The 15,899-nt window shown below is 49.9% G+C and carries 12 protein-coding genes; 10 read left to right on the top strand and 2 right to left on the bottom strand.

Going from position 1 to position 15,899, the window contains the following annotated elements; translation table 11 throughout:
• Positions 1-421 precede the first annotated feature (421 nt).
• From WJM45_RS09465 to WJM45_RS09425, 9 genes are all read left to right on the top strand, one after another.
• Positions 422-1,771 carry a DASS family sodium-coupled anion symporter gene (locus tag WJM45_RS09465; RefSeq protein ID WP_341328694.1) on the top strand — a complete coding sequence of 450 codons (1,350 nt, stop codon included), beginning with the start codon at positions 422-424 and terminating at the stop codon, positions 1,769-1,771.
• Positions 1,772-2,199: 428 nt separating this feature from the next.
• On the top strand, positions 2,200-2,952 hold the full coding sequence (locus WJM45_RS09460) for an ABC transporter permease subunit (protein WP_341328693.1): 753 nt from the start codon (positions 2,200-2,202) through the stop codon (positions 2,950-2,952).
• Positions 2,949-4,256 carry a GldG family protein gene (locus WJM45_RS09455; RefSeq protein WP_341328692.1) on the top strand — a complete coding sequence of 436 codons (1,308 nt, stop codon included), beginning with the start codon at positions 2,949-2,951 and terminating at the stop codon, positions 4,254-4,256. Before WJM45_RS09460 ends, WJM45_RS09455 begins: the two co-directional genes overlap by 4 nt.
• 44 nt (positions 4,257-4,300) lie before the next feature.
• Positions 4,301-5,116, top strand: a complete 816-nt coding sequence (mutM, locus tag WJM45_RS09450) for a bifunctional DNA-formamidopyrimidine glycosylase/DNA-(apurinic or apyrimidinic site) lyase (protein ID WP_341328691.1) — start codon at positions 4,301-4,303, stop codon at positions 5,114-5,116.
• Between the two features lie 121 nt (positions 5,117-5,237).
• Entirely contained in the window at positions 5,238-6,098 is an 861-nt protein-coding gene (locus WJM45_RS09445) for a TRAP transporter TatT component family protein (RefSeq protein ID WP_341328690.1), read from the top strand.
• A 3-nt stretch (positions 6,099-6,101) separates the two neighbouring features.
• Entirely contained in the window at positions 6,102-7,106 is a 1,005-nt protein-coding gene (gene dctP / locus WJM45_RS09440; protein ID WP_341328689.1) for a TRAP transporter substrate-binding protein DctP, read from the top strand.
• Between the two features lie 4 nt (positions 7,107-7,110).
• The gene (locus tag WJM45_RS09435; protein WP_341328688.1) at positions 7,111-7,590 is read left to right on the top strand and encodes a TRAP transporter small permease; all 480 of its coding nucleotides are present in this window, start codon (positions 7,111-7,113) and stop codon (positions 7,588-7,590) included.
• Positions 7,590-8,879 (top strand): TRAP transporter large permease subunit, encoded by a 1,290-nt coding sequence (locus tag WJM45_RS09430; RefSeq protein WP_341328687.1) that lies wholly within the window; start codon positions 7,590-7,592, stop codon positions 8,877-8,879. Before WJM45_RS09435 ends, WJM45_RS09430 begins: the two co-directional genes overlap by 1 nt.
• Before the next feature lie 361 nt (positions 8,880-9,240).
• Positions 9,241-9,453: an addiction module protein gene (locus WJM45_RS09425; RefSeq protein ID WP_341328686.1), complete on the top strand. Its 213-nt coding sequence runs from the start codon at positions 9,241-9,243 to the stop codon at positions 9,451-9,453.
• A gap of 1,032 nt (positions 9,454-10,485) precedes the next feature.
• On the opposite strand, the gene WJM45_RS09420 is transcribed toward WJM45_RS09425, so the two are convergent.
• Both WJM45_RS09420 and WJM45_RS09415 read right to left on the bottom strand, forming a co-directional pair.
• On the bottom strand, positions 10,486-11,814 hold the full coding sequence (locus WJM45_RS09420) for a DUF3422 domain-containing protein (protein ID WP_341328685.1): 1,329 nt from the start codon (positions 11,812-11,814) through the stop codon (positions 10,486-10,488).
• Positions 11,815-12,299: 485 nt separating this feature from the next.
• Positions 12,300-13,844, bottom strand: a complete 1,545-nt coding sequence (locus tag WJM45_RS09415; RefSeq protein WP_341328684.1) for a fused MFS/spermidine synthase — start codon at positions 13,842-13,844, stop codon at positions 12,300-12,302.
• Positions 13,845-14,283: 439 nt separating this feature from the next.
• Here WJM45_RS09415 and WJM45_RS09410 point away from each other — a divergent pair, with 439 nt between their 5' ends.
• Positions 14,284-15,621: a cyclic 2,3-diphosphoglycerate synthase gene (locus tag WJM45_RS09410; protein WP_341328683.1), complete on the top strand. Its 1,338-nt coding sequence runs from the start codon at positions 14,284-14,286 to the stop codon at positions 15,619-15,621.
• Positions 15,622-15,899 lie beyond the last annotated feature (278 nt).

The raw sequence follows: 15,899 nt of genomic DNA, 5'->3' as shown, positions 1-15,899 counted from the left end.
GCATTAACAAATTACTCCCATTGATAGAAAAACCGTCAAAGAATAAAAGTGAGTATTCAGTCCCACGGCTATTCTCGTTCCCATGCTCTGCGCTCTCTTATACACAAGTATGAAAATCCCTTATAAATCAACACTGTTGCCATATAGCAACAGAGTTGATTTTATTGGCTTTTTTCGACTTATGTATAACGATGAGAGCTGGAGCGTGGGAACGATAGGGGGTTTGAATAATTACGAATAAAAGGTACGGGATGTGACTATTGAGGGCAGGCGAGTTAACGAACCCTCGACAAAGCTCATAACTCCAGGAAGTTATTTTCAGCGAAACCCTTATGGTAAAACGAAACGTTGGTAACGGTTTAAATAACTCGCTCCGAAGGGCATCCCGGCGCCGAATTTTGATCTACGATGGGTAAACAGCGTGAGCCGAAAATCCCCGCATATGTCACGATCGATTAATCTTGCCATTGCAACCGTTCTTTATTTGAGCCTGAATCACTGGTTGGGCAGCGAAATCGGCCTTGCCGGCAGCGGTATTGCTATATTGGTTACTATCGCCTGGTTATGGGTCAGCGAGGCGCTCCATATAAGCGTGACCGCGCTATTAGTCCCCTTGCTGGCCTCCGCGAGCGGCATAATGGCTTTTGACGAAGCGCTCAGCCAATTTGCCGACCCGGTCATTTTTCTTTTTCTCGGCAGCTTCGCTCTCGCTGGCGGCTTACAGAAACAAGGACTTGATCGCTGGATTGCGGCCTCAGTGATTGCAAAGGCGGGTAGCCGTGTCGATATCGCATCGCGCTATCTATTCTGGTTAACCGCCCTCTTATCGATGTGGATCAGCAACACCGCAACCGCCGCGATGATGCTGCCGCTGGCGCTCGGCCTGCTATCGCCTTTAAACCCTAAGGAATTCCGCTCGACCTACCTCTATATTCTGCTTGGAGTAGCGTTCTCAGCTAATATCGGAGGCATAGGAACCCTTGTCGGAAGTCCGCCAAACGCTATTGCGGCATCCATTGTCGGTATCGATTTCGGCCAATGGATGCTGTTCGGTCTGCCCACCGTATTAATCATGATGCCGCTAATGGAATTGGCCTTACGCATTGCGATTCGACCAAATTTACAGGTCGAAATAGAAACTCCGGAGCACGAAATACTTTGGTCACGATCTCATACTTTAATGCTGACGGTATTTCTTCTGACGGTAGGACTCTGGGCATTCGGAGCACCGCTAAATCGATGGCTGGGTATCGGCCGCGGTTACGATGCTTCGGTAGCTCTATTCTCGCTGATTTTGATGCACGGATTGCGTTTAGTTCATTGGAAAGATATTGAGAACAATGTCGACTGGGGCGTATTGTTGCTATTCGGCGGAGGCCTTACACTCAGTCTCATGTTGTCCTCTAGCGGCGCCGGCTCATGGCTCGCCGAACGACTCGACGGCCCTTTTACCGCGATGCCCGTATTGGGCAGTCTGATGCTGATGATCCTGTTCGCCATGCTACTTACCCAAGTTGCCAGTAACACGGCTAGCGCGGCACTGTTGATACCTTTGTTTATCGGTATCGCGCCTCAAGTCGATAATCAATCGATCGCTATCGTGGTGGCCATGACGACTTCATGTGCTTTCTTGCTTCCGGTCGCGACGCCTCCGAATGCGATAGTTTTCGGTAGCGGCTTAGTTCCGCAAAAACAAATGATCCGATGCGGTTTATGGGTCAGCCTATTCATTCTGCCGGTGTTATTCGGAATCGCAACCGTGATTCGGTAGCGACTGACACAGGTATAGGGTTAAAAAGGGTGCTGATTCCAAAAAATGTTACTTATTTTTTACCATGAAGAGCATGAAGGACTTGAAGATACAATGTTATTAATTTAATTGAGTGACCAACCATTAACAGCCTGTGTCATCGCACTCCAGTCCCGCCATCGTTTTGATATTTTTTAGTCATTAACTGGTTTTGAAATCGCTGCGTAACTCCATTGAATTTATTTATTGAGTTCATCTGTGTTATTTGGACGGTTCATAAAGCACTCAATACTCTTTCCTTCATTATCTTCATGCTCTTCATGGTAATAAAAACAAACTATAAACATTGTGCGGCATCAGCACCCGTTAAAAATTGTCTCTGAACACGTTTGCGCTTACACTGTCGTCCGCATGAATTTCAATTTCGGCCTAATACACCATTGTCAATAATGATTACTGCAATAGCCTTACGCGAATTCAAAAGCCTGTTTTTATCGCCGTTGGCCTGGTCCATACTGGCGATTTTACAATTTATCCTAGCCTACTTGTTTCTCACCCAAGTCGAAACCTTCATCATCCTCCAGCCTCAACTCGAAGGCTTGGATAATGCGCCCGGCTTGACCGATGTTATCGCCGCCCCGCTGTACGGCAATGCCGCGATTATCTTCATGCTGGTAACGCCGATGTTGACGATGCGCCTGATTTGCGAAGAACGGCGCAATAAAACCTTGGCCCTGTTGCTTTCGGCGCCGGTATCGAGCACCGAAATCGTCATCGGTAAATACCTGGGAATTTTAGGCTTAATGCTGACCGTGCTCTTGTTGATCACGCTAATGCCGCTTTCGCTGCTCGCCGGCGGCACACTCGACTTCGGTAAACTGTTTGCGAATATATTGGCATTGCTGTTGTTATTGGCCGCCTTCAGCTCGGTCGGCCTATACATGTCGTGTCTCGCGGGACATCCGACCGTTGCCGCGACGGGCGCATTCGGGCTGTTAATGCTCTTATGGATTGTGGACTGGTCGACCGGGCTTCGCGACGATAAAAGCGAACTATTCGAATACCTATCCTTGCTAAGGCATTTTCAAAACCTGCAAAGCGGCTTGATCAACACCGTCGACCTAATCTATTTCGCGTTATTTACCGCGACTTTCCTGATCCTCAGCATTCGTAACCTCGATAACGACCGGCTGCAAAAATGAAAATTTCGCGCCATATTCACCGGCAACTGCGCATCAAAAACCTGCTCCATACCACACTTTGGCTTAGCGTTCTTTTCGGTTTGGCATGGTTGAGCACGCTGCGCCCGGTCCACTTTGACATCACCGCCGGATCGCGCAATACCCTATCGTCGGTCAGTCAAAATGTCTTAAATTCGTTGACCGATAAAATCGTCGTGACGGCTTATATAAAAAAAGATCCGGCACTCAGATCCCAGATCAAGCAATTGATCGATCGCTTTAAGCTCCACAAACCCGATATCGAATTGACCTTCATCGACCCCGATTCGACGCCGGAAAAAACGCGGCAACTGGAAATCGGCGCCTCGGGCGCTATCATTGTCAAATATCAAGAACGCACCGAACGTATCAATTTTCTGGAAGAATCGACATTCACCAATGCCTTACAACAATTGACCGGCGCGAATGTTCGTTGGATCAGTTTTTTAACCGGCCACGGCGAACAGTCGCCCGAAGGGCGCGCCAATTTCGACTTGAGCCGCTTCGGCGAAGAGCTGGCGCAACGCAACATCAAAGCACAAACGCTCAACCTGGCCGAAATCCCGGCGATTCCGGATAATTCGGACTTATTGGTCATCGCCGGCCCGCGCGTCGACTTGTTGCCGGGAGAAATCGGCATTTTGCATGACTATCTGGAACAAGGCGGCCATTTATTATGGTTGGCCGATCCCGACAGCCTGATTCCGGGCGGTCTGGATGACTATCTAGGCATCGACCGCTTGCCCGGCACGATCGCCGATATGAGCGCCGGGCTCTACGGAATAAACGACCCGAGCTTCGTGATAGTCCCCAAATACCCGAGCCACCCGGTTACGCAAAATCTACAGACGATGACGCTATTTCCGGCCGCAGCGGCGCTGCAGAGCCGTGAGAAAAGCCCATTCGACATCGAGGTCTTAATAAAAAGCTCCGATGAATCATGGACCGACTCCGAAGAACACAAAGGTCCATTGAGTCTGGCTTACGCCTTGACCCGCCAAATCAATGAAACGACCGAACAACGCATTATTCTAGTCGGCGACGGGGACTTTCTCGCCAATGCCTACCTTGGCAACGTCGGCAACCTTGAGTTGGGCCTAAGAATGATCAACTGGCTGCTCCGCGACGATCGCTATGTCGCCATCCCTGTCAAATCAGCTCCGGATCGGCATCTGCAATTGACACCGTTATCGGTCACCCTGATGGGCTTCGGCTTTCTATTGATTATTCCGTTAGTATTGTTGATAACCGGCTGGTTGATTTGGTACCGGCGTAAGCGCCGTTGAGAACCGCCGGTTCGCCCCACTCAATTTGACGCGCCAACTTTATCATGCCCGAATTACCTGAAGTCGAAACCACCCGCCGAGGCATCAAGCCTCATATCGAAGGCCGGATCATCCAAGAAACGATAGTGCGCCAAGGCCGCCTGCGCTGGCCGGTGCCGGATCGGTTAGACCGACTCTTGAACGGACTCCGCATCGAACGGGTCGACCGGCGAGCGAAATATTTATTGCTGCACACCGAAAAAGGCGTGCTGATCATCCATTTGGGCATGTCGGGTAATCTGCGTATCGTCGACCGCGAACAAGAAATCAAGAAACACGATCATGTCGATTGGGTGTTTTCCGATACGACGATACTGCGTTTCAACGACCCGAGACGCTTCGGCGCGGTACTGTGGACTTCCAAAGCGATTACCGAGCATCCTTTGTTGATAGAACTCGGCCCCGAACCCCTGCTAACCGATTTTAACGGCGATTATCTTTATCGTTTGTCGAAAAACCGAAGCATTGCCGTCAAATCCTTCATCATGGACAGCCATATCGTGGTCGGCGTCGGTAATATCTATGCCAACGAAGCCTTGTTCATGGCCGGCATCAAACCGACCCGCGCGGCCGGTCTCATATCGCTCGCCCGTTACCGAACACTCGCCGACTGTATCCGCACGGTTTTGAGCAGCGCCATCGAACAAGGCGGCACGACGCTGAGAGACTTCGTCAACGAAACCGGAAAGCCGGGTTATTTCAAACAACAATTGCAAGTCTACGGAAGAGCCGGAGCCCCCTGCCGCACCTGCTTGACGCCGCTCACCGAAATACGCATCGCCAATAGAAGCACGGTTTTTTGCAGACGGTGTCAAAAATGAAACCTAAACTTAGCAAGAATCCAGCACGACATTTAAATCCAATACTACATGGCGGTTATTCCGTCACCCACTAGGAAAGGTATAATGACCGCCCTAAACTCAAATCGATCGGAAAAATCCTGTGGTCCAACTAAAATTAACCCGATTTATTTTATTGCCGGTTTTATCGGCGCTGTTGATGGGCTGCGTGAGCGCGTCTCTGCAAAACCTTTCCGATTCTTTGTCCGATGCCATTCTCAATCAAAACGACATCGAGATCGTGCGCGAAGGTTTGCCGGCTTATTTGTTGATGACCGACGGCTTCATCGAACAACAACCGGAAAATACAGACTTGCTGATTTCCGGCGCTAAACTCTATGCCTTGTATGCATCGGAGTTGGTTAAAGATCCTGCACGGGCCCGTAAGCTATCCCGAAAATCGCGCGATTACGCCGAGCGAGCGCTTTGTTTGAAACGGTCATCCTTATGCCATATCGACCAATTGGCACATGACGCTTTTGCGCCTGCTTTGCAAAATGCCGATCACACGGCCGTGAATGAGCTCTATTCCTACGGATTGGCTTGGGCGGCTTGGCTGCAAGCTCACAGCCGCGATTGGAATGCGATTGCCGACCGCCCGAAAATCGAATCCTTATTCGAAAGAATCCTGGAATTGGACGAGTCTTTCGATTCCGGACGGGCGCATTACTATCTGGGACTACTCCGCTCGCAATTATCGCCGGCTTTGGGCGGCAACCCGGAAACCGCTAAAAGCCATTTCGAGCGCGCGATAAAACTGTCGAACGGCAACGATTTGGCCGTCAAGGTTGCCTTGGCACGAAATTATGCTCGGATGCTATATGACCGTGAAATGCACGACCGTTTGTTGCGCGAAGTGCTACAGACCGATCCGAATGTACCGGGCCTGTCCCTTTCCAATACCATCGCGCAACAAGAAGCCCAACAATTACTAGACGAATCCGACAGCTATTTCCACGAGTAAGCCATGCCTCATTTAATCGCGCCCTTGTTTTTAACGTGCCTAATGGTTTTTTCGTCGCCGGCCTTATCGCAAATGCTCAAGATCGCGACCGCTTCGCCGGATGGAACCATCTGGATGGAAAAAATGCGCGAGGCAGCCGACGAAATCAAACGGCGCACGAACGACCGTGTCACCTTTCGCTTTTATCCGGGCGGCATCATGGGCAACGATGCCAGCGTGATGCGTAAAATCAATGTCAATCAATTACAAGGCGGCATTCTTCCCGGCGGCGGCCTGAAGGAAATTTTCCCGGATTCTCAGGTGTATAGCTTGCCGCTGATTTTCCGTTCTTTCGAAGAAGTCGATTATGTGCGCTCGCGCATGGACGATTTGATCATCAAAGGCCTCGAACAAAACGGCTTTATCAGCTTCGGCTTGAGCGAAGGCGGTTTTGCTTATTTGATGTCGGACAAACCGTTGTCGCGGGTCGAAGACCTGAAAGGCCAAAAGATATGGGTTCCGGAAGGAGATTACATCAGCCGGAGCGCCTTTCAAACCATCGGCGTATCGCCGATATCGCTGCCGCTTACCGATGTAATGACCGCATTACAAACCGGATTGATCAATACGGTCGCCAGTTCGCCGATGGGCGCGATTGCGCTGCAATGGCACGCCCGCGTCAAATACGTCACCGACGAACCGCTGGCTTATTTGTACGGCACGATGATCGTTCAAGCACGGGCCTTCTCGCGATTAAGGCCGGACGATCAACGAATCGTTCGCGATGTGATCGGCGCGGTTTATAAGGAATTCAACAGTATCAATCGCCGCGACAATACCGAAGCGCTCCGGGTTTTACGCAACCAAGGCATTCAATTCGTCGCAACCGATGAAAACGATCGAAAAAACTGGCAAGCGATGCTCGAAGATACTAAATCCAAAATGGAGCGGGAAGGCGTTCTCTGCCAATCGATCATCGAGACCTTAAGACGGCATCTGAACGATTTTCGCCAGGGTACGGCCCGTTAAACCCATGCTCCAACGTCTCTTCAAAGGTTTAAGGCGTCTCGAAGACGGCATTTTGGCGTTGGTACTCGCCGCGATGATTCTGCTGGCCATCGGCCAGGTCGTTCTCCGAAACGTTTGGGGCTCCGGCTTGGACTGGGCCGACCCGCTGCTGCGTATCCTGGTGCTATGGATCGCGCTGCTCGGGGCAATGGCCGCAACCCGCGATAATAACCATATCAGTATCGATGTCCTTAGCAAATTCCTTCCTCGCTTTCTAAAAATACCCTCTCTACTCCTCAGCCACTGGTTTACCGCTATCATTTGCGCTCTGTTGGCTTGGCAAGGCGCGCGATTGACGTTGATGGACTATCAATATGCGACTATGGCATTCGCCTCGGTTCCCGCCTGGATTTGCCAACTGGTCATTCCATTCGGCTTCGGCATCATGAGCCTGCGTTTTACATTGCATGGGCTTTCGGTCTTGTTGAATAGAGAGGCGCCCTGATGCTCGTCGTCGTTGCGCTAATCGTTCTGGCGCTATTGGGCACGCCATTGTTCGCGATTATCGCCGCTAGCGCCCTGCTCGGTTTTTATCATAACGACATCGATCTAATGGTCGTGGCGATCGAGTTTTACCGCCTGGCCGATATGTCGATATTGCTGGCGATTCCGCTGTTTACGTTTGCCGGTTATTTACTAAGTGAAAGCCAAGCGCCGGCAAGGCTGATGCGCCTGACGCAAGCGCTGCTGGGCTGGCTACCGGGCGGACTTGCCATGGTTTCATTGACGGCTTGCGCATTGTTGACGGCGTTTACCGGCGCTTCGGGTGTCACGATCGTCGCATTGGGCGCCTTGCTTTATCCGGCCTTGATCAAAGCCGGTTATCGTAAAAATTTCAGCCTCGGCTTAGTGACGACATCCGGCAGCCTCGGTTTGCTGTTCGCCCCTTCATTACCGTTGATATTGTACGGCGTTATCGCACAGCAAATGAGCGTCGGCCGTCCGTTTACGATCGATGAGTTGTTTTTGGCCGGCGTGATGCCGGGTCTGCTGATGCTAATCATGTTGTCGGGTTGGAGTTATTGGCGTAACCGCGATATTGGACTAACCCGATTCACTGTAAACGAAGCTTGGCAGGCATTACGCGAATCGCGCTGGGAATTGCCTTTGCCGTTTATCGTGCTGGGCGGTATTTACAGCGGTTATTTCGCGGTATCGGAAGCCGCCGCCGTCACGACGGTCTATGTACTGATCGTCGAAGTATTGATTCACCGCGAAATCAGTCTCAGCCAATTGCCTGCCGTGATGCGGAGCGCAATGGTCATGGTCGGCGGCATTCTGGTAATTTTAGGCGTTTCGTTGGCCTCGACGAATGTGATGATCGATGCCAATGTGCCGGGACGTTTGTTCGAATTCGTTCACGATCATATTTCGAGCCGCTTGACCTTTCTCATCGCGCTGAACGTGTTTTTGCTAGTCTTGGGCATGATACTCGACATCTTCGCCGCGTTGGTCATCATGATTCCGTTACTACTGCCGATCGCGGTCGGTTATGGCGTAGACCCGGTGCATTTAGGCATTATTTTTCTGGCGAATATGCAAATCGGCTATTTCACGCCGCCGGTGGGCATGAACTTGTTTATCGCCAGTTACCGATTCCAGCGCCCGTTACTACAGCTATATCAGGCTACATTGCCCTTTTTCTTCATTCTGCTGTTGGCCGTGCTAATCATCACTTATTGGCCGGCGCTCACATTGGGCTTGCCGAGTTGGCTAGGAGCAAGTCGGTCATAAGCTATTGATATCGAACTGTTGCGGTTCGGCTTCGGTGACGCGTTGAAGGAAATCACTTATTAACGGGCAATCTCACCGGCAGCAATGGAACATAGAAGAAATCCCTTTGGTGAAAAGATCCACTATACGAGCACTTACTGCCCATTTGCAATTGCATGTTTGATAATTGGCGCTACCGAATTCGGGGTAATGCCATGTTCTTTGCAGCTACTTGGTAAATAAAAACGAGGGACACATTCTCACCCCACAACCACATAATCAAGCCGTAAAACAGATCTAAATGTAGGCACGGCAACCTATAAAATAGCCTGCATTCATGCCAAAATATCCTCAACAAATCTACAACGCCAACAGGTGTACTATGAACGCAGTCGCAATCAACAACATGACCTTGGAAGAAAAGCTCGCCACGATGGAGCAAATCTGGGACGATCTTTGCCAGCACCAAAACGTGCAATCACCGGATTGGCATGGCGATGTTTTGCAAATCAGGGAAGCAAACCGGCAGGCCGGACACGGACAACCTATGGACTGGCAAGATGCCAAAAAAGCAATTCGCCAACGGACGCAATGAATATTAAAATCCTCCCGGCAGCCAATGAAGATTTAGTCAACGGCTATCAATTCTACGAACAACAGTCGCCAGGATTAGGTGGTTATTTTCTTGATTCGTTATTTTCGGATATTGATTCCTTGCTCATCTACTCCCTTTTGATCGAAAAACCGTCTAAGAATAAAAGGCATGAGGTGTGTCTATCGAGGACCGCCGTAAACCCATCCATGGGGGCTTGACGGCAGCTCCCTGCTGCCGACATCCTCGCTAGCCACACCCCGTACCTTTATAAAGTTAGCTAATTTTTGAGTATAAAGGGAGTATTACGGCATACATCAGCAGTCTTTCGGCAACTATTACCGATTACTCTCCAAGCGCTTTCCTTTTGCTGTTTACTATATCGTCGAAAAACCGGATATCATCGTTTATGCCGTGCTGGATTGCCGAAGAAATCCCGCTTGGGTAACCGGAAGATTGGAAAAAGAGTAAGACTTAATCTTTGTTGAAAAAGTGAAAAAGGGGTCAGGTTCTGATGTATCCCCACAAAACGCTCGTTCCCATGCTCTGCGTGGGAATGCCGATTTAGACGCTCTGCGTCGACTGCCGCGGGTAATTGGATTAAGAAACTGTAGAGAATGCCTGGTTGCTCTTGTCGGGATTATCGACCTTTGGGGACGCAGAGCGTCCCGGGATGCATTCCCACGCAGAGCGAAGGAACGATGTAAAATAAATATAGCTATCAATTTTCAGCCATAGCAAATTGTTTTATTTGGCTATTTCGTGGGGATACCTCAGGGTCAGGTTTAATTTTCCCTATCCAACGCTATTCTTTCAACTTACAAATTACATAGGCGCATCGAAATCGCGCCTCTGTCTCCAAATTTTGATTTTCTTGGTGTTCAGTCCTTAGTTTAGGAACGATTGATTCGCAAACTTTGGCTTGCCGGCCTTGGGAAACCAGAATTTCAGGCAAAAGCATTCCCAAAACCAACAATGAAAAATGAAACGCCTTAAAACGTAGGGTTACGCTACGCTAACCCGACCTACCCGACTTCATTCCTCGCTCGTCTTTTCGATCATCTTGTGAATCCGTTTCAGGCCCAAGGCAACCGCGATCATCACGAACGGAATCGCCGCGCCGACTGCCAGCTCCGGATTGACTGGCCAACCGGCCGCACGAAGCGCCTTGGAGACCGAGCCGATCAGTCCTGTCGCGTAATAGGTGATCGCGACGATCGAAATGCCTTCGACGGTTTGTTGCATTTTGAATTGCATCTTCGCGCGGCGCGCCATCGAGCTCAGCAGGCCTTGGTTCTGTCGTTCGATCACGATATCGACGCGAGTTCGCAGTAATTGGCTCGCATTGCCGACTCTTTCGGACAGGGATGTAAAACGTTTTGAGGTCGAGTAGCAAGTACTCATCGCCGGTTCCATGCGCCTGCGAATGAATTCACCGAGCGTCTGTATGCCTTGAATCCGGACTTCGCGTAAATCTTCGAGGCGTTGACCGACGAGTTGATAGTAAGCGCCTGCGGCCGTGAAGCGAAACAGATGCGTCGAAATATGGTTTTCGATTTCGGCAGCCAACGTCGTCAATTCGTCCAACAAACCTGCGTCGTTGCTGTTGTCCGATTGCGCCATCGCATTCGTGATTGTGTAAAGCTTTTGGTTGGCTCGTCTTAGTTCCGGGGCGAGCTTTTTCGCGATTGGGAACGCCAGCAAGGCCATCACGCGGTAGACTTCGATTTCGAACAAACGATGCAGCAATCGCCCTGCCTGCGCCGAGCGCAAATTGTGGTCGACGATCAGAAAACGGCTGAATCCGTCGACATGCACCCTAAAATCGGTGAATACCTGGGCATCCCCGCCGGTCACGCTGGAACCGACGACCGGATTGTTCGCGAAACAGGCGGAAATCGCGGCCATATCGAGTCCATCGCCGTTCTTGACGACGACCGCCGGTTGAATTGCGGCATGCGCGGCGACCATCAATTGACCCGGCAATTCAGAAAGCCAATCGACCGGCACTTTTTTCAACGCAGGATCAGAAAACGGATCGGCCGGCGTATTCGCTACGTAAAACGTGTAGGTGCTAAATTCGCTGTGCTGTTCCCACCGAATCTCGAATGTATCGAAGGTTTCGCTCAAATGGCTAGCGTCTTTTTCGGGACAGGGCTTGCCGTAACGCTCGCAGAGCTTGCTCAGGTGTTCGCGTTCGCGCTGTTTTTCGTCGCTCGTCAACAGCAAGGCCAGATGAGAGGCCCTGATCGGCAACTCCAAATTCAGCGATGCGCGGGCATGGACTTCGTTGTGCAACACGAAACGTTGCGGGTGGTTTTGCGGCAGGGGAAATAGAGTCGTCACATTATTGTCGGTTGTCATTTATCGAAACATTAAGAGCCGGGGCGCTCTTTAAAAAAAGCATAGTTTAGCGATTGTTGATAATGATGAAAATATTAAATTGATTGTTAATTCAAGATCATCAATAGGAGAATTTGTTTAACTCATCCCCCTTACCCATTCTTTTGTTAATTGAGGGACTAAATTATAGTTTTCGCACTTCAAATTTCCGCAATGCCTAAGGAGGAGGCGCAGGAGTGTTCGTTCCCTCACCTACTCCCTTTATACTCAAAAAATGGTTAACTTTATGAAGGTATGGGGTGTGGCTAGCGAGGATGTCGGCAGCAGGGAGCTGCCGCCAAGTCCCCATGGATGGGTTTACGGCGTTCCTCGATAGACACATCCCATACCTTTTATTCTTAGACGGTTTTTCAATCAAAAGGGAGTAGTTAAGTGAGAGAGCATAGAACCTATATGGACATATTACCCGACGCCGAATTTTGATCAAAGATGGGTATAGAAAATCATCAGCGAAGCAATAAATTCGCGCCAAACCAACCGACAACGACATTACGATAATGTTCTGCCTTGTAAACTTGCATCTGTTCCAGCGGGTTAAAATTATCGGTCAAGACGATACCTTGATGCTGAGGCACTCGATAACGTCGTTTTTCAAGCCATAATCGCTCGCTTGGTTTTAATTTCGCTGAATCGATTTCGATAGCGGCATCGGACGCAAGAAAAATAAAATCGTTAAAATTTTCATCAGGTTGTGAAAAATAAACGGTTTGCCGAGAAAATACTTGATCGAGTGTTTTTGCAACGGACGACAGCGCCTCGTTATTACCCTGAGTAAATGAGACGAAATTCAGTGCCAAAATACCCTTCTCGGCCAATAAACCTTTTAATTGCATCAACGTTTCAAGCGTCAGTAAATGCGATGGCTCCGAACCGCCGGTAAAACAGTCATGAATAATTAAATCATAAGGCCCGGTCAAATGCCTTATTTCATAGCGCGCATCGCCGACAATATCGCGACCGTTCGACTCATATCCGAAATGCACGACCGCTGCCTTGGCAACGGCAGGATCGATCTCGAGCGTATCGACGAGGATACCGAATCGCTCCCGTAAAACATTGGCCATATGCCCAGCCCCTAAACCCACGATCAGAGCCCTTTGCAAGAATGGGCGTAAAGCCGGAATCAAACCAACGATTTCTTGATAGATCAGCAAGTTCTTACCAGTCGAAATGCTTGCCGCACCGATCGTCGATGCGTCGGAAGTCAACATGCGTAAATCATTACCGGGTTGATCGATTACCCGCACCCAACCGTAAAGGCTCTCATGTTGGGAAACGATTTTGAATTTACTATTGCCATCAAACGTCTTCCCAGAACCGATGATGCCGGGTAACAAAATCAAACCCAGCGCAGCCAACGCCAAACATGGCGCGACAGTATAGCGAAAACCCAGAGTTCTTCTCTCGGTCAACGCAATGACCAAAGCCAGCCCCATCAAAAGCAAGCCTAACGAAATCAAAATTTCACGCGACCCGACCAAGGGAAATAGAAAAAAACCCAAAATCAACGTTCCGATTACACTCCCCAAGGTGCTCACCGCATAAATGCTACCCGAACTCGAGCCAACAGAATTTAATTGCAAGGTAGCCAGTTTTATCGCGAACGGACCGACCATGCCAAGCAAAGATAATGCCGGCGCAAATAATAGAAACGAGCTGACAAAAGCGCCGCCACGCAAACCGAGCGGATCCGTCATCAATAAAATCGGTCGCGTCATCCATGGAATCAATAAAGTAAACAAGGCAGCCAAAGCGATCACGACCGCCAGACCAATCGGCTTGGATGAATCGGCCAAACGCCCACCGGTGAAATACCCGAACGCCAAAGCTATCATCGTTACTGAAATCAACGAAGACCAGACATAAAGACTGGTCCCATAAAAAGGCGCTATCATACGAGTACCGAGTAACTCAATTACCATTACCGATGCACCGGTCAAGAACACCGTCACAAACAATCCAATGCGCTGACGGTGAGAAGATTTTTTCATAGTCATAAATTTTCCTGATAACCCTAAAATTAGAGGGCTATGCTTGCGTTAATAGCTAAAGTTTTCCGATATGCCCATTTCGGAGATCAAAATTGGGCAGAAGACAGCCGAGTTTTGATTTATTTTAGATATACCCATCGCAGATCAAAATTCGGCGCCGGGGTGTCCGTCAAAGGACGCCGTGAACCCAGCACCTAAATCCAGCACCTAAATTCCATAGGTCTTTGGCAATGATTCAAAATCCTGGCTTATTTAGGTGCTGGGTGAATACATCCCTGTAGGCTCTATGCCAGCTCCATGCTGGCAAAGCCTTTGCCGCACACCCCGTCGCCTCCTTAGGCAATGCCGAAATTTCAAGTGCGAAAGGTATAGTTCGTCTTCGGAAATGATATAAATCCTCTATCTCGAGTAAATTACCCTCTACCAAAAATGAATTACGATGTCTCACAAAACAGCTCGCAAAAAAATCGTTATAATGGGCGCCGCCGGACGTGATTTTCATAATTTCAATGTCGTCTACCGAAATAATCCCGGCAGTGAAGTTGTTGCATTTACCGCCGCGCAAATCCCGGATATCGCAGGGAAGCGCTACCCACCGGCATTAGCCGGCCCATTTTATCCCGAAGGCATCCCTATCGTCGATGAAATCGAATTGGCAGACCTATGCCGAGAACAACAGATCGACCAAGTGATTTTTGCCTACAGTGACGTCCCACACAGCCAAGTGATGCATCAAGCTTCAATCTCACTGGCCGGCGGAGCCGATTTTACCCTACTCGGCCCCAAGAACACGCAGTTGAAAGCATTGGTTCCAGTCATCGCTTGCTGCGCGGTGCGCACCGGTTGCGGAAAGTCGCAAGTCACGCAATGGCTTTCGAAATTATTGAAAGCCCACGGCCTTAAAACCGCAGTAATCCGTCATCCGATGCCTTACGGCGACCTCGAAAAACAGGCCGTGCAACGTTTTACCAGTATGGCCGACCTCGACCGTGCTGATTGCACGATCGAGGAGCGAGAAGAATACGAACCCCATTTGTCGCTCGGCAATACCGTGTTCGCCGGCATCGACTACGCCAAGATCCTCGCCATTGCCGAGCAGGAAGCCGACATTATTTTATGGGATGGCGGCAATAACGACTTTTCGTTCATCCGTCCCGATTTGCTTATCGTATTGACCGACCCGCTAAGACCCGGTCATGAGACAGGCCATCATCCGGGTGAAGCCGTATTGCGTATGGCCGATATCGTGCTAATAAACAAAGCGAATTCGGCTACCGATGAGGCTATTGAACGCGTCTTTGAAACCGTCAGACGGATTCTTCCGAGTACTCCGATTATTAAAACTTTTTCGAAAGTCACTCTCGATCAGCCTGAACGAGTGAAAGACAAGCGTGTCATCGTCGTCGAGGACGGGCCGAGCATTACTCATGGAGGCATGGCCTACGGCGCGGGTTTTATTGCTGCGATTCAAGCTCAGGCCGCCGAGATCGTCGATCCGAGAGAATTTGCGTCCGAACGGTTAAATGATGTTTACCGTCAATATCCGCATATCGGCAAGGTGCTGCCGGCTGTCGGTTATCATCCTTCGCAATTAAAGGCATTGCAACAAACCTTGAATTCCGCCGATATAGACCTCGTCGTTTCGGCCACGCCATGCGACTTATCGGCCTTGATCGCTATCGATAAGCCCATTATACGCGCACGTTATGAATTTATTGAAGACGACAATTCCGAATTAAGCCAACATATCGAAACTTTCTTAAAAAACCATTCCTGATTACTTAGAACCTTCAGCCAATTTGCTTTGGCTTAGAGCTCCCGCCTGGGCCCCGTTAGGCCGCGCCGAGCACTGACGATTTTGCTGAGAATAGCCCGCCAGGGGAGCGGCAGGGATGCCGCTCGTTTTCGGAGGGCTAGGGATAGCCCTTCCGAAAACCCTCGGCAAAATCGTCAGCGCGCAGGATACAGCGGCCTCCGGGTGTCTTTTCTTTTGGATACTTTTCTTTGGACAAGCAAAGACAAAACCGCCTGGAGCGATTTTGAACAGCTTTAGCT

The organism is Methylotuvimicrobium sp. KM2 (assembly GCF_038051925.1).
Taxonomy (GTDB): domain Bacteria; phylum Pseudomonadota; class Gammaproteobacteria; order Methylococcales; family Methylomonadaceae; genus Methylotuvimicrobium.
This window is presented reverse-complemented; position numbering and strand designations above follow the sequence as displayed.